This window comes from Nonomuraea sp. B10E15, assembly GCF_039871615.1.
GTDB lineage: Bacteria > Actinomycetota > Actinomycetes > Streptosporangiales > Streptosporangiaceae > Nonomuraea.
This window is the reverse complement of the sequence record NZ_JBDPMB010000033.1, coordinates 1-18,750: the sequence shown is the minus strand read 5'-3', so window position 1 is coordinate 18,750 and position 18,750 is coordinate 1. Positions and strand designations below refer to the sequence as shown.

15 protein-coding genes are annotated in these 18,750 nt (G+C 70.1%); all 15 read right to left on the bottom strand.

Going from position 1 to position 18,750, the window contains the following annotated elements; all coding sequences use genetic code 11:
* Positions 1–161 precede the first annotated feature (161 nt).
* Positions 162–1,514 (bottom strand): GTPase ObgE, encoded by a 1,353-nt coding sequence (obgE, locus tag ABGB14_RS46205; RefSeq protein WP_347650244.1) that lies wholly within the window; start codon positions 1,512–1,514, stop codon positions 162–164.
* 184 nt (positions 1,515–1,698) lie between these two features.
* Complete coding sequence (gene rpmA, locus ABGB14_RS46200) at positions 1,699–1,956, bottom strand: 50S ribosomal protein L27 (RefSeq protein WP_132516546.1); 258 nt, start codon at positions 1,954–1,956, stop codon at positions 1,699–1,701.
* Positions 1,957–1,971: 15 nt separating this feature from the next.
* The gene (rplU, locus tag ABGB14_RS46195) at positions 1,972–2,274 is read right to left on the bottom strand and encodes a 50S ribosomal protein L21 (RefSeq protein ID WP_132638318.1); all 303 of its coding nucleotides are present in this window, start codon (positions 2,272–2,274) and stop codon (positions 1,972–1,974) included.
* A gap of 222 nt (positions 2,275–2,496) precedes the next feature.
* Positions 2,497–5,592 carry an Rne/Rng family ribonuclease gene (locus tag ABGB14_RS46190; RefSeq protein ID WP_347650243.1) on the bottom strand — a complete coding sequence of 1,032 codons (3,096 nt, stop codon included), beginning with the start codon at positions 5,590–5,592 and terminating at the stop codon, positions 2,497–2,499.
* A gap of 318 nt (positions 5,593–5,910) precedes the next feature.
* Entirely contained in the window at positions 5,911–6,663 is a 753-nt protein-coding gene (locus ABGB14_RS46185) for a TIGR03936 family radical SAM-associated protein (RefSeq protein ID WP_347650242.1), read from the bottom strand.
* 153 nt (positions 6,664–6,816) lie between these two features.
* Positions 6,817–8,727, bottom strand: a complete 1,911-nt coding sequence (locus ABGB14_RS46180) for a TIGR03960 family B12-binding radical SAM protein (RefSeq protein WP_347650241.1) — start codon at positions 8,725–8,727, stop codon at positions 6,817–6,819.
* Between the two features lie 67 nt (positions 8,728–8,794).
* Positions 8,795–9,961, bottom strand: coding sequence for a rod shape-determining protein RodA (rodA, locus tag ABGB14_RS46175; RefSeq protein ID WP_347650240.1), 1,167 nt, complete (start codon positions 9,959–9,961; stop codon positions 8,795–8,797).
* The gene (mrdA, locus tag ABGB14_RS46170) at positions 9,958–12,003 is read right to left on the bottom strand and encodes a penicillin-binding protein 2 (RefSeq protein WP_347650239.1); all 2,046 of its coding nucleotides are present in this window, start codon (positions 12,001–12,003) and stop codon (positions 9,958–9,960) included. Before mrdA ends, rodA begins: the two co-directional genes overlap by 4 nt.
* On the bottom strand, positions 12,000–12,464 hold the full coding sequence (gene mreD, locus ABGB14_RS46165; protein ID WP_347650238.1) for a rod shape-determining protein MreD: 465 nt from the start codon (positions 12,462–12,464) through the stop codon (positions 12,000–12,002). Before mreD ends, mrdA begins: the two co-directional genes overlap by 4 nt.
* 100 nt (positions 12,465–12,564) lie before the next feature.
* The gene (gene mreC / locus ABGB14_RS46160) at positions 12,565–13,443 is read right to left on the bottom strand and encodes a rod shape-determining protein MreC (protein WP_347650237.1); all 879 of its coding nucleotides are present in this window, start codon (positions 13,441–13,443) and stop codon (positions 12,565–12,567) included.
* Positions 13,443–14,474, bottom strand: coding sequence for a rod shape-determining protein (locus ABGB14_RS46155; protein ID WP_347650236.1), 1,032 nt, complete (start codon positions 14,472–14,474; stop codon positions 13,443–13,445). The genes mreC and ABGB14_RS46155 overlap by 1 nt, the downstream gene beginning before the upstream one ends.
* A gap of 318 nt (positions 14,475–14,792) precedes the next feature.
* Complete coding sequence (gene ndk, locus ABGB14_RS46150; protein WP_020546379.1) at positions 14,793–15,203, bottom strand: nucleoside-diphosphate kinase; 411 nt, start codon at positions 15,201–15,203, stop codon at positions 14,793–14,795.
* 138 nt (positions 15,204–15,341) lie between these two features.
* Positions 15,342–16,916: a hypothetical protein gene (locus ABGB14_RS46145; RefSeq protein ID WP_347650235.1), complete on the bottom strand. Its 1,575-nt coding sequence runs from the start codon at positions 16,914–16,916 to the stop codon at positions 15,342–15,344.
* An 11-nt stretch (positions 16,917–16,927) separates the two neighbouring features.
* On the bottom strand, positions 16,928–17,269 hold the full coding sequence (locus ABGB14_RS46140) for a DUF4233 domain-containing protein (RefSeq protein WP_347650322.1): 342 nt from the start codon (positions 17,267–17,269) through the stop codon (positions 16,928–16,930).
* Positions 17,269–18,558 (bottom strand): folylpolyglutamate synthase/dihydrofolate synthase family protein, encoded by a 1,290-nt coding sequence (locus ABGB14_RS46135; protein ID WP_347650321.1) that lies wholly within the window; start codon positions 18,556–18,558, stop codon positions 17,269–17,271. Before ABGB14_RS46135 ends, ABGB14_RS46140 begins: the two co-directional genes overlap by 1 nt.
* Between the last annotated feature and the right edge of the window lie 192 nt (positions 18,559–18,750).

Here is an 18,750-nt window from a genome sequence, read left to right as displayed (position 1 = left end):
GGAACAACCGCGACCCGCCACACTGATCCACCACGGGACCAACACCTGGCACGGACCAGGCTCCCCGCCCACGAGCGTCCCGAAGGCACCTGCCGCCCGCCGCCACCGCCCTGCGCGGGCACCCGCCCGGCAGGGACGGATCGGGCACACCAGAAGAGGGCCTACCCGAGGCGGCCGTCGGAGCCCCTCGGACCCTGCCGTACCGACTCGGCGTGGAGCGTGGGCTGCCAGTCGAAGACGTAGCCGCCCTCCATGGGCCCGATGACCACCTCGACCCCCGCACGGGCGCCGGCCTTCGCCAGTTCCTCCTCCACCCCGAGCCGTTCGAGCCGGTCGGCGAGATAACCCACGGCCTCGTCGTTGCTGAAGTCGGTCTGCCTGATCCACCGCTCCGGCTTCTCGCCGGTGACCTGGAACAGGTTGTCGTTGACCCGTCGCACCCGGAAGCCGGCGTCCCCGAGTTGCCTGGGCCGGATCACCAGCCGCGTGGGCTCCTCGACCGGCTTGGCGGCCCTGGCGGCGGCCACCCACTCGCCCATGGCGTACGTGAGCTCGCGCAGCCCGTCGTGCGTGGCGGCCGAGATCGTGAAGACCCGCAGCCCTCGCGCCTCGAACTCCGGCGCGACCATCTCGGCCAGTTCCCTGGCGTCGGGCACGTCGGCCTTGTTGAGGACGACCAGCCGCGGCCGGTCGTCGAGCTTGCCGTACGCCCGCAACTCCGCTTCGATCACTTCGTAGTCGGTGATCGGATCGCGCCCCGGCTCCATGGTGGCGCAGTCGATGACGTGCACGAGCATGTCGCACCGCTCGACGTGGCGCAGGAACTCGTGCCCGAGGCCCTTGCCCTGCGACGCCCCGGGAATCAGCCCCGGCACGTCGGCGACGGTGAACACGGTGTCGCCGGCCGTCACCACGCCCAGGTTGGGGACGAGCGTGGTGAACGGGTAGTCGGCGATCTTGGGCTTGGCCGCGCTCAGCGCGGCGATCAGCGACGACTTCCCGGCGCTGGGGAACCCGACCAGCGCCACGTCGGCGACGCTCTTGAGCTCCAGCATGACGTCGAGCTCGTCGCCCGGCTCGCCGAGCAGCGCGAACCCGGGCGCCTTGCGCCGGGTGGTGGCCAGCGCCGCGTTGCCCAGCCCGCCGTGCCCGCCCTGGGCGATCACGTAGCGCGTGCCGACCCCCACGAGGTCGACCAGCACCTCGCCCGTGGCGCTGTCCCTCACCACCGTGCCGTTGGGCACGGACAGGACCACCTCGTCGCCGTTGGCGCCGTCACGGTTGGACCCCTGCCCCTGCTTGCCGTTGCCGGCCTTGCGGTGCGGGCGGTAGTGGTAGTCGAGCAGGGTCGCGGTGTTGGGATCGACCTCGAGGACGACGTCGCCACCCCGCCCGCCGTTGCCCCCGTCGGGGCCGCCGAGCGGCTTGAACTTCTCCCGGTGGATGGAGGCGCACCCGTTCCCCCCGTCACCGGCCTTGATGTGCAGGACCACCTGGTCCACGAAGTCCGGCATCAAGCACCCTCTCCATCACCCCGGCAGGGGCATCTCCACTGCGTCAACGAGCCCGGCGGCAGTCCTCACGCCGGGCGGTCGCCTGTTCAACAAGCGCGGGGCCGCAGAACATCCCCGCACAACGCCAAGGGGTGGATCGACACTCGATCGATCCACCCCTTGGCGGCGAAAACCCGGGAGGAAACTACTCCGTGACGGGAACGATGCTGACGGCCCGGCGCCCGCGCTTGACACCGAACTGCACGTGACCGGCGGCCAGCGCGAACAGCGTGTCGTCGCCGCCACGCCCCACGTTGTCGCCGGGGTGGAAGTGGGTGCCACGCTGGCGGACGATGATCTCGCCCGCGTTGACCAGCTGGCCGCCGAAGCGCTTGACGCCCAGGCGCTGAGCGTTGGAGTCACGGCCGTTCCGGGTGGACGACGCGCCCTTCTTGTGTGCCATCTCTCAAACTCCCGATCAGGCCTGGTCGATGCCGGTGATCTTCACCTGGGTGTACCGCTGGCGGTGACCCTGGCGCTTCTTGTAACCGGTCTTGTTCTTGTACTTGAGAATGCGGATCTTGGGGCCCTTGGTCTCGCCGAGGATCTCGGCGTTGACCGTGAACTTGCCCGCCTCCGTGGTCACATCGCCGTCGTTGACGACGAGCACCGTCGGCAGCGAAACCGAAGAGCCGACCTCGCCGGCGACCTTGTCCACCTCGAGGACGTCACCGACGGAGACCTTCTGCTGCCTGCCGCCGCAACGAACGATCGCGTACACCGCGGAACCCTTCTACTGACTCACTGTTGCACTGCGAACCCCGGCCACCCCGCGCGGGAATGGCCGCTGACTCCGAATGCTGCGCCTGTCATTCGGCCTGTCAAAACCGACGAACCGAGTAAGCGCGCCAACAGGGCACGTCACCTGACGCACCGATTCACCAGGGTACCGGATTAACGGCGCCCTAGGCGAACCGGACGGAACGTCGGAAGTCTGCCGAAGCTACTCGGCTGACTTGGCTCGGCGGGAGCGTCTCCGCCCCCTGCCGGAAGTCTGGCTGGCTTGGTCGTCCTCAGCGGGGACTTCTTCAAGCGCACCGGTCACAGTATCACGGTTGCCGGAGACCTTCGCCGCGGAAACCTTGTCGGCGACCGCCTTCTCCACGGCCATCTTGCCCTGCGTGCCGCGCGGTTCCGGCTTGGCCTCGACCGGCTCCGTGGAGATGATCAGGCCGCGCCCGTTGCAACAGTCGCAGACCGTCGAGAACGCCTCCAGCAGGCCCTGACCGACCCGCTTACGGGTCATCTGGACCAACCCCAGCGAGGTCACCTCGGCCACCTGGTGCTTGGTCCTGTCGCGGGCCAGACACTCCAGCATGCGCCGCAGCACCAGGTCGCGGTTGGACTCGAGCACCATGTCGATGAAGTCGATGACGATGATGCCGCCGATGTCGCGGAGCCTGAGCTGGCGGACGATCTCCTCGGCCGCCTCCAGGTTGTTGCGCGTGACGGTCTCCTCGAGGTTGCCGCCCTGGCCGGTGAACTTGCCGGTGTTGACGTCGACGACCGTCATCGCCTCGGTGCGGTCGATCACCAGGGAGCCGCCGCTCGGCAGCCACACCTTGCGCTCCAGCGCCTTGGCGAGCTGCTCGTCGATCCGGTACGACTCGAACACGTCACCCTGACCGGCGTCCCACTTCGACAGGCGCTCGCCCAGATGCGGCGCGACGTACTTCACGTACTCGTCGACGGTGTCCCAGGCGTCGTCGCCCTGCACGACCAGCGAGGTGAAGTCCTCGTTGAACACGTCACGCACGACCCTGATCGTCAGGTCGGGCTCGGCGGACAGCAGCTCGGGCGGGCTGGCCGACTTCGCCTTCTTCTGGATGTTCTCCCACTGCGCGGACAGGCGGGCCACGTCGCGGGCCAGCTCCTCCTCCGAGGCGCCCTCGGCGGCGGTGCGCACGATCACGCCGGCGTTCTCCGGCATGACCTTCTTCAGGATGCTCTTGAGCCGTGCGCGCTCCTTGTCGGGCAGCTTGCGGCTGATGCCGGTCATCGACCCGTCGGGGACGTAGACCAGATAGCGGCCTGGCAGGCTGATCTGCGACGTGAGCCGCGCGCCCTTGTGCCCGATCGGGTCCTTCGTGACCTGGACGAGCACCGACTGGCCCGACTTCAGCGCCGACTCGATGCGCTTCGGCTGGCCTTCGAGACCGGCCGTGTCGAAGTTCACCTCACCGGCGTACAGGACGGCGTTCCTGCCTTTGCCGATGTCCACGAACGCCGCCTCCATCGAGGGCAGCACGTTCTGGACCTTGCCGAGGTAGACGTTGCCGACGTAGGACTGGCTGGCCTCGCGGTTGACGTAGTGCTCGACGAGCACGCCGTCCTCCAGCACCGCGATCTGGGTGCGGTCGCCCTGCCTGCGCACCACCATCATGCGGTCGACGGACTCGCGGCGGGCCAGGAACTCCGACTCCGTGATGATCGGCGGGCGCCTGCGCCCGAGCTCGCGCCCCTCGCGGCGGCGCTGCTTCTTCGCCTCGAGCCTGGTCGAGCCGCGCACGCTCTGCACGCCGTCAGTGGCGGTGTCGAGCCCGGCCGAACGTCCCGAGCGCGGCGCGCGGATGCGCACCACCGTGTTCGGTGGGTCGTCGCCGGCCGGCTCCACGCCCTCGTCCGTGCCACGGCGCCGGCGCCGGCGGCGGCGGCGCGAGCTGGAGGTCTCCTCTTCCTGAGACTCCTCGCTCTGCCCCTCGTCGGAGTCCTCTTCCTGCTCGTCGGAGTCCTCGGACTCGTCGCGCTCGCGTGACTTGCCACGGCCCCTGCCGCCGCGACGGCGACGACGGCGACGGCCGCCGCCCTCCTCTTCCTGCTCGTCGGAGGTGTCGGTGTCGGGCTCGTCCTCGTTCGCGGTCTCGTCGACCGGCTCCTCCGCCTCCTCAGGCTCGGCGACCGGCTGCGGAGGCTCGGCTCGCCTGGTGACGGCCGGCTTGGCCTTGCTGGGATCGGGCGCCTGGAACAACGGCGCGAAGATGGCCGCGGGGCGCTGGAAGGCGGCGCCCGGCTCGTCCTGCCTGCGCGCGGTCAGCCCGAACGGGTCGGCGAGCAGGCTCGGACGGTCGACGTCCTCGTCGAGGTCCTCCCCCGCGGGCTCGTCGTCGAGCGGTTCGTCCTCGGGCAGGATCTCGATGATGTCCTCGTCGTCCCCTGTGCCGTCCTGCGCGCCGGCGGCCGCGAAAGGCGCCACGTCCGCGCCGGAGGGCGCCACCTCGACGTCCCCCCCGGAACGCCCGGCCTCGAATGCCGTGGCCGACGGGCCCTCGGCCTCGGACACCGTCCCCGCACCGGCCCGTGCGTCCGCCGGGACCGCCGTCCGCGCGCCGGCCTGCGAGACCTCGGCCTCGCCGGCCGCCACGGCGGCGACGTCAGCGGCCAGGTCCTCGGTGTCACGGCCGCCGGCGCCCTCGTCCGTGCCGAACGGGGCGGCGGCCTCGGCACCGCCTGTGGGCGCGCCCACAGCGACCGCGCCACCGGCGGGCGTCACGCCGTCCGGCTCTTCGGCGACCGCGCCGGACTCGGGCTCAGCCTTCTTGCGGGTCCTGCGCCGCTTCGCCGGGGCCTCCTCGGCGGGCGCCGCGCTCTCGGGGAGCGCTCCCGCCTCTTCGGCCTCCGCCTCCGCGGCCTTCTTCGTGGTACGCCGGCGCGTCGTCGTGGCCGTGGACCGTGTCCGCGTGGCCCTCTTGGGCTTCTCGGCCGCCGGCGCACCCTCGACCGTGCCGGCGTCAGCGGCACCTGCGGCGCTCATCCCTCCACCGTTCGCGTCGGGAGCTCCGGCAACCGTGCCACCGGCCGTGGCCTCAGCGACCGTGCCGCCGGCGCCTGCGGCCTCGCCAGTGTCGCCGGCGCTTCGAACCCCGTCGGCCGTGTCGCCGTTGCTCGGAGCTCCGGCCGTGTCAGCGCCGCCGGCCGTGCCGGGACGATCGGCGCTCGCGGGCGCGGCCCTCGTGGCGGCGGTCTCCGCGACGATCTCGGGTGCGGGCTCACCGGCGGCACGCTGCACGGCGTTGATCTGCACCGGCTGCACCTCAGCCACCGACGGCGCCGCCTGCGCGGCTGCGACGGTGACCGGGACTGAGGCAGGCTCGTCGGGCTCCGGCGGCGGACCCGCGGGCCGGCTGGCGGAACGGCGACGCCTGGTCACCTCGGGCTGTTCAATTGTCTCCCCGTCAGGGCCATTGGCCCCGGCGTTGGGCTCGTTGTCGAGCATGCGGGCGCTCTCCCGTCAGCTCCCGGGCGCGTCGCCGCGCCGCGCAGGAGCCCTCGTGTCTCGTTGTCCGCCGGCTCCCCCGATGAGGAGGCGCCGGCGCCAAGTCCTGTCAACGGTCGTGCCCGGCTCGCGCAGGGCACTTCCTTAACCGGCGACGTGCTCACCCGCCGGTCCCGCCTCGCCGCCGCGCGTCGTGTCGCGGTCCAGGTCGAGCGGGTCGGCAAGCGCACCGGTGCTGGCGTCGAGCGGCCCCTGCGCCAGCCTGGTCACCTCGGGGGGAACCGGCGGCGCGAAGTCGGCCACAAGGCGCAGCCCTGTGAGCACATCGTCGGGTCGAACGGCAGGCGTCATGTGCCGAACAACCATGCGCAGTATGACACACGGTTGTCCATGCACCTGAGCTGCGGTTCTGTCTGTTCCCTCGGACACCACGAGCCTCAGGACGGCCTCCCGCGCGTCGAAGCGGCGGGGGCCCTTCTTGGTGAGGCGCTCGACGTCCACCGTGCTTGCCGCGAGAAACTTCTCCACCGCCACCTCGGCGAGCTCGCGGTCGGCACCGGGCAGCCGCACCTCCCAGTCGGAGACCTCCAAGCGGTCGGCCAGACCACCAGGCCCCGCCTCCACAACGTCGAGCACGTCGAGCCCGGGCGGCAACGACCCGTCGAGGCCGGACTTGACCTGCTCCGGAACGCACGGCGTGGTAACACCGATCTCGAGGTATTCGGCTTCGCTGGCGACGCCGGTCGGCGCCGCGCCCGCGTAGGAGATCTTCGGGTGAGGCGAGAAGCCCGCGCTGTAGGCCACCGGAATGCCGGCACGGCGGACCGCTCTTTCGACGGCCCGCGAGATGTCGCGGTGGCTGGTGAAGCGCAGGCGGCCGCGCTTGGCGTAACGCACACGCAGGCGCTGCACCGTGGGCGCGGGCGGAGGCCCTTCGGGAACAGGTTTCAGAGCTTGTCGTCCTTCCCTTGTAAGAGTTCCTTCCACTCAGGATAAGCCGCGCCGGCGTGTGTACGTGTACGCCGTGACACGGCTCGCCCACTGAGCGCGCTAGACCACCGTCAGAGGAAGGAGTTTTCGCCCGGTAGGGCCGATCTGAATTTCCGTCCCCATGGTGGGACAGACTCCGCAGTCGTAGCACGGGGTCCAGCGGCAGTCTTCGACCTCACCGCCGGTAACGGCCTCCTGCCAGTCCTGCCAGAGCCATTCGCGGTCGAGCCCGGCGTCGAGATGGTCCCACGGGAGGATTTCGTTCTCTTCCCGCTCGCGCGTGGTGTACCAGGCGACGTCGACGCCGGCCTGCTCGGCCGCCGCCATCCAGCGCTCGTAGGAGAAGTGCTCGCTCCAGCCGTCGAACCTGCCGCCGCTCTCCCAGACCGCGCGGATCACGGCGCCAACGCGGCGGTCGCCGCGCGAGAGCAGACCCTCGACGATCGAGGGTTTGCCGTCGTGGTAGCGGAAACCGATGGCCTTGCCGTACTGCTTGTCGCCCCTGAGCGAGTCGCGCAGCGCCTTGAGCCGCCGATCGACGGTCTCGTGGTCGGCCTGGGCGGCCCACTGGAACGGCGTGTGCGGCTTGGGCACGAAACCGCCGATGGAGACCGTGCAGCGGATGTCCCGGCTGCCGGTGATGTCGCGGCCCGCCTTGATGACCTTCTTGGCCAGGTCGGCGATGCCGAGCACGTCTTCGTCCTGCTCGGTGGGCAGCCCGCACATGAAGTAGAGCTTGACCTGCCGCCACCCCTGTGAGTAGGCCGTGGTGACCGTGCGGATCAGATCTTCCTCGGTGACCATCTTGTTGATCACCTTGCGCATGCGCTCGGAGCCGCCCTCGGGCGCGAACGTCAGGCCCGAGCGCCTGCCGTTCCTGGAGAACTCGTTGGCCAGATCGATGTTGAACGCGTCGACCCTGGTCGAGGGCAGCGACAGCGATGTGTTGGTGCCTTCGTAGCGGTCGGCCAGGCCTTTGGCGACGTCGGCGATCTCGGAGTGGTCGGCCGACGACAACGACAGCAGGCCGACCTCGTTGAAGCCGGACTCCTTGACGCCGTTCTCGACCATGGCGCCGATCGTGGTGATCGAACGCTCGCGCACCGGCCGGGTGATCATGCCCGCCTGGCAGAACCGGCAACCGCGCGTGCAGCCGCGGAAGATCTCCACGCTGAACCGCTCGTGCACCGTCTCCGCCAGCGGAACCAGCGGCTTCTTCGGGTAGGGCCACTCGTCGAGGTCCATCACGGTGTGCTTGTGCACCCGCCACGGCACGTCGGCCTTGTTGGGCGCGACCCGCTTGATGCGGCCGTCAGGGTGGTAGTCGACGTCATAGAACTTGGGGACGTAGACGCCACCCGACTCGGCGAGCCGCATCAGCAACTCGTCACGGCCGCCGGGGCGGCCCTCCGCCTTCCACTCGCGGACGACCTCGGAGATGGCGATGGAGATCTGCTCCCCGTCGCCGAGCACGGCCGCGTCGAGGAAGTCGGCGATCGGCTCCGGGTTGAAGGCCGCGTGGCCCCCCGCGAGCACGATCGGGTCGTCGTCGCCCCTGTCGGCCGCCGTCAGCGGGATGCCGGCCAGGTCGAGCGCGGTCAGCATGTTGGTGTAGCCGAGCTCGGTCGAGAACGACACCCCGAGCACGTCGAAGGCGCGCACCGGCCGGTGCGCGTCGACGGTGAACTGCGGGATGCCCTCGGCGCGCATGAGCGCCTCGAGGTCGGGCCAGACCGCGTAGGTGCGCTCGGCCAGCGTGCCCGGCAGTTCGTTGAGGATCTCGTAGAGGATCGCCACGCCCTGGTTGGGCAGGCCCACCTCGTAGGCGTCGGGATACATCAGCGCCCACCGCACCTCGGCGGAGTCCCAGTCCTTGACGGTCGAGTTGAGCTCGCCCCCGACATACTGGATCGGCTTCTGCACCTTCGGCAGCAACGCTTCCAGGCGGTGGAAAATCGACTCGACAGGCATACCGTCAAGGGTAGCGGCGTTCAGACGGTGACAGGTCCCGGGCCGATGCTCCGCCCTCCAGGGGCCTTCAGGTGAACGAATGACCGCGCACCCTGATGGCCTGCAACAACCCGACCGCGATGAGATTGGCGAACGTGGCCGTGCCGCCGTACGACACGAACGGCAGCGGCAACCCGGTGATCGGCATGATCCCGATCGTCATCCCCACGTTGATGAACATCTGGAACGCGAACCAGCACACGATCGTCCCCGCGACCAGCGTCCCGAACCGGTCCTCGCACTGCCTGGCGATCTTCAGCCCGCGCAGCAGCACCACACCGAGCAGCAGCACCACGGTGACGGACCCGAGGAAGCCGAACTCCTCCCCCGCCACCGTGAAGATGAAATCGGTGTGCTGCTCGGGCACGAACCGCCCGGTCGTCTGCCCGCCGCCCAGCAGGCCCTTGCCCAGCAGTTGTCCCGAGCCGATCGCGATCAGCGACTGCGTGCTGTTGTAGCCCACGCCCCGCGGATCCACGCTGGGATCGACGAACGCGGTGAACCGCGCCACCTGGTACGGCTCCAGCAACTGGAAGTAGAACACCGCGAACACGCCGGCGCCCGCCACCATCGTCAGCGCCGCGATCCACCGTTTTCGCACCCCCGCGATGATCAGCCCGGACGCCGCGATCACCGCCAGCACCATCGCCGTGCCGAGGTCGGGCTGGAGCATCACCAACCCGATCGTGAGCGCCGCGGCGAGCAGCGCCAGCACGACGTCGAACCCGCGCGGCCGGTCGGACCCCTCCGCCGGCTGCGCCAGCAGCATCGCCGTGATCAGCAGCAGGCCCACCTTGGCGAACTCCGACGGTTGCACCGCGAACCCGCCGCCGAGCAGGATCCACGAGTGCGAGCCGTTGATCGTCGCGCCCAGCGGGGTGATCACCAGGCCCAGTCCCACCAGGGACATCAGGAACACCAGCGGCGCGTACGCCCGCATCGCCCGGTGGTCGACAGAGGCCACGATGCCGCACAACACCACGCCCAGCGCCTGGTTGAGCAGGTGCTTCTTGACCAATCCCGTCGCCCCCGGCGCCCAGGTGCGGGTGGACGACCACACCAGCAGTGTGCCGATCACGCACAGCCCGGCCACCGCGACCAGCATGAGCCCGTCGAAGCGCCGCACGGCCGAGTTCTCGCCTGCCACCCGCCGCAGCAGCGAGGGGCGCCGGACGGCGGCCGTGCGGCCCGTCATCCCCTTGCCACCGTTCCGTCAGGCGCGAACGTCGGCAGCCGCGTCGTCAACCGCCCGCCGGGCACCGCCGGGGGCCGCTTGATGCCGTAGATGCCCTCGTAGATCTCGCGCGCGGCCGGCGCCGCCGCCGAGCCGCCCATCCCGCCCTGAGAGATCATGACGACCACGATGTACTGAGGGTTCTGGGTGGGTGCGAACGAGGCGAACCACGCGGTGTCCTTCTTGCCCCAGACCTCGGCGGTTCCGGTTTTGCCGCCGATGCGTACCTTGTTCATCGGGAATCCGGCGAAGGCGCCCGCGGCGGTGCCGTCGGAGGGCACCTGGCTGAGCGCGTTCTTGATGTAGCGCCGCTCCTTCTCGCTGAGCGGCAGCTTGCCCACCACCGGCACGTCGATGGTCTTGACCACCTTGCCGTCGGGCCTCACCTGCGCCCAACCGATGCGCGGGCTGCGCACCTTTCCGTCGGTCACCAGCGCCATGTACGCCCTGGCCAGCTGGAGCGGCGTCACCAGCACGTCGCCCTGGCCGATGGAGAAGTTGGCCGCGTCACCCGGACGCAGCAGGAACCCCTCGGTGCAGTTCTCCAGCGCGAGACGCTTCAGGAACTCCGCCCGCGCACGGTCCTTGACCTCCGGATAGCCCTTACGCGACCGCTCGCAGTTGACCGCGCTGGTGCGGTTCCACAAGTCCTTCTTCCACGCCCGGTCGGGGATGCGCCCCGACGACTCGCCCGGCAGGTCGATACCCGTCGGCTCGCCGAAGCCGAAGGACCTCGCCACGTTGGCGAACACCTCCTTCGGCGTCTTCTTCGGGTTGCGGCCGCCGTCTTTCATATACTGCTCGAACGCGGCCTGGTAGAAGATCGTGTCGCATGATTTGACCAGCGCCATGTGCAGGTCGAGCGTGCCCAGGGGGATGCCGCGGAAGTTGTTGAACGCCCGTCCGCCCACCATGACCGAGCCGGGGCAGCTGTATTTGCCGTTGAGCGGGTAGCCGGCCCGCAGCATGGAGGTCACCGACGAGACCTTGAACGTCGAACCCGGCGCGAACTGGCCGTTGATCGCCCGCGACACGAGCGGCTTGCCGGACTTCTCCGACATCAGCCACTGGTACCCGCGCGCCGAGATCCCGCCCGCCCAGATCGCCGGATCGTAGCCGGGGGCGCGGGCCCGCGCCACGACCCTCCCGGTGCGGGCGTCGAGCACCACCCCGGCCCCGCCGTCGGCCGCCGGCGCCGACTTCATGGCCCGCGCCAGTGCCTTCTCCACCACGTTCTGGACGCGCGAGTCGATGCTGGTGACCAGGTGGTCGCCCGGAATGGGAGTGGTCTGCTCCTCGACGCCGAGCGCCTTGCCCATCCGGTCGACCTGCACCCTGCGCAGCCCCGCCTTGCCGCGCAGCGCCTCGTCGTAGACGTATTCGAGCCCGTCACGCCCGACGAGGTCCACCCCCGAGAAGCTGGCCTTGAGCCCTTCGCGCTTCTCCAGCTCCGCCTCGGTGACCGGCTGGAGGTAGCCGAGCATCTGGGCGCCCGCCCTGCCTCCCGGGTATTGCCTGACTGAGTGGATCTCCGCCGTGACCCCGGGAAACTCCTCCTGCCGCTCGAGGATCTGCAGCGCCTCACGGGTGTCGACCTTCTCGTCCAGCGGAACCGGCTGGTACGGCGAGCCCGTCCAGCACGGCTTGGCGATCCCGGGCCCGCACGGCGTGATGCGCTGCTGCAGGTGCGCCACCGGCCTGTCGAGCACCGCGGACAACTTGCGCAGCACCTTCACGCCGCCGTCGGGCATCCTCGAGAGCCGCGTACGGTCCACGGACACGACCAGCGCGGTCTTGTTGCGCACCAGCGGCCGACCGGACGAGTCGAGGATCTGCCCGCGCACGGCCGGCACGATCACGGTGCGTGTCCGGGTCTCCGTCGCCCGCGTCACGAACTCCTGCCCGCGCACCACCTGCACCTGCCACAACCGCATGGCCAGCACGACGAGCAGCGTCAACACGAGAACGTGCAGCACCAGCAGCCGCGCCCGCATCCTCATCATGTCGAGAACCTCGCCCGCCCGGCACGCGTGGTCAGCCAGATCACGATCGGCGAGACCAGCAACGTGTAGACGACGGTGACGGGCACCTGCTCGGTCAGCGTGGACATCGTCACCCGGGAATCGGAGATCAGCCCGCCCACGCCGGCCGCCAGCAGCGGCGCCATCAGCACGCACAGCACGACGGTCGTCACCGGCCCGCCCGCGCCGTGCCCTGCGACGTAGCCGACGAGCGCGAGCACGAACGCGTACTGGCCGAGCAGGTGTGCGGTCGGCGGCATGACGTCGACCAGCAGCCCGGCGAAGAACCCGACCATCGCGCCCGACGCGGCCCCACGCGACAGAGCCGTCCCGATCAGGGCGAGCAGCACCAGGTCAGGCGCGCCCCCGCCGGGCAGCGGCAGCCGGTTGACCAGCATGACCTGCGCCAGCAACGCGATCACCACGGACAACCCCCCGATCACCGCGACCCCTCCCCGTCGACGACCGCACCGGACCGGGCGTACGCCCTGCCCGACGACGCCCCTTCCTGCCTCAGAACCGTCATCCCTTCCGGCGCCCGGATCACCGCGCCTTCTCCTTGGGGGGCAGCACCGCGTCGCGCGGGTCACGCTTGGGCGCCCCCACCACCACACCGACCACGTCGAGAGCCGTCAGATCCGCGTACGGCCTGGCGTAGGCGATGCGCGTCAGCTCTCCCGGCGTCGACTCCACCCTCTCGATCACCCCGACGGGCACGCCGGGCACGTACGGCCTCCCGTGCTGCGATCCGAAGCTCACGATCCGCCCGCCCCTGGTCAGCGGTGCGGTCGAGTCGAGGAGCCGGAACTGCACGAGCCGCCCGTGCTCGCCCACCCCATGCACGACGCCGATCTCTTTGGCCCCTTCCAGCCGCGCCCCCACGGCCGAGGCGGGATCGCTGAGCAGCACCACCGTCGAGCTGTGCGCCGACGCGCGGATGACCCTCCCGACCAGCCCTTCGCCGTTGAGCACGGTCATCTCCGTACGCACGCCGTCGCTGGTGCCCGCGTCGATCTGCACGGCGTCCTCGAACCCGGGCGCTCCCCGCCGGGCGACGACGTTGGCCGGCACCACCTTGTATCCGCCAGCACCGGCAAGGCCGAGCAGATCCTTGAGCTCCTTGGCCCGGTCGGAGTCGAGTTTGCCGACCAGCATCCCCGCCCGCAGCTTGGCGTTCTCCGCCTTGAGGGCGTCGATGCGCTCCTGAGCGCCTGGCGCGGCCACCAGCGCCTGCACGAACCCGCCGATGGGGCGTACGACGCCGCCGCCGAGTTGCTCCACCGTGCCGAACACATAGGCGCCGGCCGCTCGCAGCGGCTGCAGCGGCGAGTTGTCGCCCGTGCGATGGTCGATGGTCAGGATGACCAGCGCCGCCGCCAGCAGCGCTCCCAGGATCAGCCGGGCACGGTTGGAGTCTCTCATCAGTGTCGCGACTCCGGAACCAGGACCTGCTGGAGCGCCTCGAACTCCTCCGCACACTTGCCTGAGCCGATGGCGACCGAGTCGAGCGCGTTGTCGACGAGGTGGACGGGCATGCCCGTCTCGACCTTGACCCGCTCGTCCAGCCCTTTGAGCAGGGCGCCACCGCCGGTGAGCGCGATGCCGCGGTCCATGATGTCGCCGGACAGCTCGGGCGGGCACTTGTCGAGCGTGGTCTTGACCGCGTCGACGATCGCGTTGACCGGCTCCTCGGTGGCCTTCCTGATCTCCTCGCTCGACACGATGATGGTCTTGGGCAGCCCGCTGACCAGATCGCGGCCGCGGATCTCCGCGTGCGACTCCTCGCCGTTGGGGCAGGCCGAGCCGATCGCCATCTTGATCTCCTCGGCCGTGCGCTCGCCGAGCATCAGTGAGTATTCCTTCTTGGCGAACGAGATCACCGCCTGGTCGAGCTCGTCGCCGCCGATCCGGATCGACTGGCTGGTGACCACGCCGCCCATCGAGATGATCGCCACCTCGGTCGTGCCCCCGCCGACGTCGACCACCATGTTTCCGGTGGGTTCGTGCACCGGCAGCCCGGCACCGATGGCGGCCGCCATGGGCTCCTCGATGATGTAGACCTTCCTGGCGCCCGCCTGGTATCCCGCCTCCTTCACCGCACGTTGCTCGACGCTGGTGATGCCGCTGGGCACGGCGATGATGATGCGCGGCTTGGCGAGGTGGCGGCGTCGATGCACTCTTTGGATGAAATATCGCAACATCCGCTCAGTGACGTCGAAGTCGGCGATCACACCATCCTTGAGCGGACGAACGGCGACGATGTTGCCAGGCGTACGGCCGATCATCCGCTTGGCCTCGATGCCGACCGCCACGATCTTGCCGGTGGCGGTGTTGATCGCTACGACTGACGGCTCGTTTAGCACGATGCCCCGGCCCCGCACGTACACCAACGTGTTTGCGGTGCCCAGGTCGACCGCCATGTCGCGGCCGAGAAACGCGAGCTTGCTGCCCATGGGGAACGGAGCCCTCCGTAACGTCCAATGCGAATGACTACGGATCGAATTCGAATCGTAACGTGACGTACCCACCGAGGGGCGCAATGAGCCCCCGCGCCCCTCAAAAATCTCCAGCCCCTACCTCAACCGCAATTTTGCCCGGATTGCACCACAACATCCGACCGGCCGCGGTGACGTCTCAACACCCAACCGCGGGCAAGACTATGGGAACGCTCCGACAAAACTCTGCTCGCGCCCCCGTAAAGAAACCGTCGAAAAGACCACGTGCCCGCGCAGCGAAAAGCTACGCGGGCACGGCAGGAAAGGGGGAGACGGCTAGAAACGGTCGGGGAAGAAGATCTTGATCTCCCTGGCGGCCGACTCGGGCGAGTCCGAGCCGTGGACGACGTTCTCCCCGATCTCGAGGGCGTGGTCGCCCCGGATCGTGCCGGGGGCCGACTTGACCGGGTCAGTGGCGCCGGCCAGCGCGCGGAAGGCCTCGACCGCGCGCGGACCCTCGAGCACCATGGCGACGAGCGGCCCGGAGGTGATGAACTCGACGAGCTCGCCGAAGAACGGCCGCTCGGAGTGCTCGGCGTAGTGAGCCTTCGCGGTGTCGGCGTCGAGGGTGCGCAGGTCCATCGCCACGACCTTGAGGCCCTTGCGCTCCACGCGGGCGATCACGTCACCGATGAGGCCGCGCTTGACCCCGTCGGGCTTGATCAGGACAAGAGTGCGCTCGGACACTTGATGTTCTCCTTCGAACAGAGTGGGACGCGGCGACAGGCACCGGACCTGGCCCGGTGAACGCTCCGCGGGGCACGGGCCCACGCGTCGCCATGACAGGGCCCTCAGCTTACCGTCCCGTGCCGCACCCTCGTTTCGCTACGCGGAGGCGGTGTCCTCGGGCGAATGCGCCTGTGGCGGCACCGCCGGCGGCTCGGGCCGCCGCTCGTCACCCCACCTCGGCCGGCCCGTGTCGAAGGCCGACTCGGGGGGCGTGCCGGCTCGAGCACCCTCATCGGCGGGCCCTCCGGCGCAGGGTCGCTCCGCCGCGCGGGCGTCCGTCCTCTCGTGCGGGGACGGCGCCTCCTCCCTCACCTGCCGCCGGGCCATCACCGAGGTGAGCGCGATCACCACGACCAGCAGGAAGCCGCCGATCAACGCCCACCAATGGAGGGCCCCGACGAAGCGGTCGACCAGTTCCTGGGCGGAGCGCACCCCGTCGAGCATCGTCATCTGCACCCCGGTGCCCAGCAGGAAACCCGCCAGCACCCCGGCGCAGCACAACGACAGCCCGTAGACCGCCGCCCCGAATCCCACCTCCTGCGACGCCGCCGTCAGCGCCACCGCCGCCCCTGCGGCGAGCAGGGTGAACGGCACCACCAACACCAGCCCGTCAGCGGCGGGCACGACCAGCCTGACCGAGCACAAGCCCGCGACCATGGCCAGCAGCCCCAGAGGCACCAGCCACCGCGCGGCGATCCCGGCGAACAGCCGCACGGCCACAGCCGCCGCGCCGGCGAGCAGCCCGGCCAACCCGAACGGAACCCACAACCCGCGCAGCCCCGGCCCGCCGAGCCCGCCCATCTCCATGAGCGTGACCTGCGCCGCGCTCGGCAGGAGCACCACGCCCACCGCCACCATCGAGTACGACAGCGTACGGTTCGGCGGCGGCCCGAATGAGGCCAGCACCAGCAACCCGACGACGGCCAGGCCGGCCAGCGCGATGACCGGGACCGCCCGCCAGCCTTCGTTCGCGGTGCTGATCGCCATGATGGCGATGCCCGCCGCCGGCGCGACGGCCAGCAGCAGCCTGCCGCGGTCCTCGTCGTCGGCCGCCTGCGTGGACGGCCGGCCGAGCACCATCCATCCGACGAGGTGGACGGCGGCCAGAGCGAGCGCCACACCCGTCACCAACGGGTAGGGCTGCAACGTCACCTTCCAGCTGCTCACCGCGTCGAGCGGCCAGAGCGCCAGCGCCTGGGCCGCGAGCAGGCTCAGACCGAACGTGCCCACCCACAGGGCGCGCAGCACCCGAGCCCGATCCCAGACGGCGGCGAGCGTGGCGGGCAGGATCAGGCCCGCGCCGATGCCACGCACCACGCGCACCGCTCCGACCAGCAGCTCAGACCCGGCGTAGCCGCCCGCGGCGTCGGAGAGCGCCACCAGCGTCAACCCGGCGAGCAAGAGGTGCGCGGCCTTCACCCGGCGCAACGCCACAGAGGCGAGCGGCACGGTGAGCATCAGCGCGGGCAGGGCGAGCCCGTGAGTGCGCATGAGCCCGATCTGGTCGATGTCGCCGGGCAGCAGCTTGGCGACGACGGAGAGTGTGTTGGGGATCGCGACGATCGCCAGCGGCAGCGCGGCCACGACGAGGAGCCCGAGCACGGCATCGAGCAGCCATGGAAGCCTGGGGCCAGCCGGGCGCGGCGACCGGTGGATCGGGGGGACGGCCATGTAGGCCGACTTTAGCGGGTAGTAGCGCCTTCGACACGGCGAGCGACGATAATCACTGTGATCCACAGTGCGGCGAAGATCGCCCCGAGGAAGAACATCGCCGGCACGAGGAAGCCCGCGCAGATGGCCAGCACCTGGACGACGCTCCCGAGAACGTAGCCGAAGGGCTTTTTGAGCAGGCCCGCGGCGACCACGCACAACACGGCCAGGCCGATGCCGACGGTGACCGCGAGCCACGGCTCAACCCCGACGACGCTGATCGCCACGGGTGTGATCAGCCCGGCGACGATCGCCTCCATGCCGAGCACGCTGGCGCCGAGCCGCCGCATCCCTGGGGTGACCTCGAAGTTCATCACGAACCATCCGCCTTCAGCAACAGCCGCGCATCCCCCGCGGTGACCACGGACCCGGTGATGAGCACGCCCGTGCCGCTGAACTCTCCCTCGGCGTCGGCGATGCCGATGCCCTGGTCGATGGCGTCATCGAGGCGGTCGACGACGTGCACGCGCTCCTCCCCGAAGACCGGCGCCGCCATGGCCCCCAGCTCCTGTGGCGTCATCGACCGAGGAGAGGAGTTGCGCGTGACGATGATCTCGTCGAGCACGGGCTCAAGCAACTCCAGCAAGGCGTCGACGTCCTTGTCGCGCATGACCGCGACCACGCCGACGACCTTCGCGAAGTCGAACGCCTCGTGCAGCCCCTCCAACGTCGCCTGCATACCGGCGGGGTTGTGAGCGGCGTCGACCACGACCGCCGGTGTACGCCGCACGACCTCCATCCGCCCCGGCGAGGCGACCTCGGAGAACGCCTGGCGCACGAGGTCGACGTCGAGCGGGTCGTCGCCGCCGGTCACCGCCTCGACGGCGGCCAGCGCGCAGACGGCGTTGCCGGCCTGATGGGCGCCGTGAAGCGGTAGGTAGACCTCGTCGTAGACGCCCTTGAGCCCGCGCAGCGTGAGCAGTTGCCCTCCGAGCGCCACCTCGCGGTTGAGCACCCCGAACTCGAGCCCCTCCCGCGCCACGACGGCGCCGACGTCGGCCGCGCGTCTCATGAGAACCTCGGCGGCCGGCAGCTCCTGCTGGGCGAGCACGGCGGTGGAGCCGGCCTTGATGATGCCTGCCTTCTCCGCGGCGATGCTGGGGATGTCGGGCCCGAGCCGATCGGTGTGGTCGAGCGAGATGGGCGTGATCACCGACACGGTGCCGTCCGCGACGTTGGTGGCGTCCCAGGAGCCGCCCATCCCGGCCTCGACGACCGCGACATCGACCGGGGTGTCGGCGAACGCCGCGAACGCCATCGCCGTCAGCAACTCGAAGAACTGGATGCGCCGCCCCTGTGTGTCGGTCAGTTCGACATACGGGATGATCTCCTCGTAAACCTCGGCGAACCGTTCCTCACTCAGCGGCGCACCGTCAACGGTGATCCGCTCGCGCATCGACACCAGGTGCGGGCTGGTGAACCGCCCCACTCTGAGGTTGCGCTCCCTGAGGAGCGCCTCTGCCAGCCGCGCCGTGCTCGTCTTGCCGTTGGTGCCGGCAATGTGCATGACGGGGTACGCCCGCTGCGGGGAGCCGAGCACGTCAAGAAGGGCCGCGATCCTGTCGAGCGTCGGCTCGAAATCCCACTCGACGCCACGCTCCATGATCGCGCGTTCTACCGCACGAAAATCCACACCCCAACCCTACTGACCGCCCCCACCGCTCACGACGCGGCCTGGCCGCGGAGGTGGCCCAACACAAAAAGAGGGGGTCCCGACGCGCTCAGCGTCGGAACCCCCTCCACAAAGATTGTCCGGCGGTGACCTACTCTCCCACACCCTCCCGAGTGCAGTACC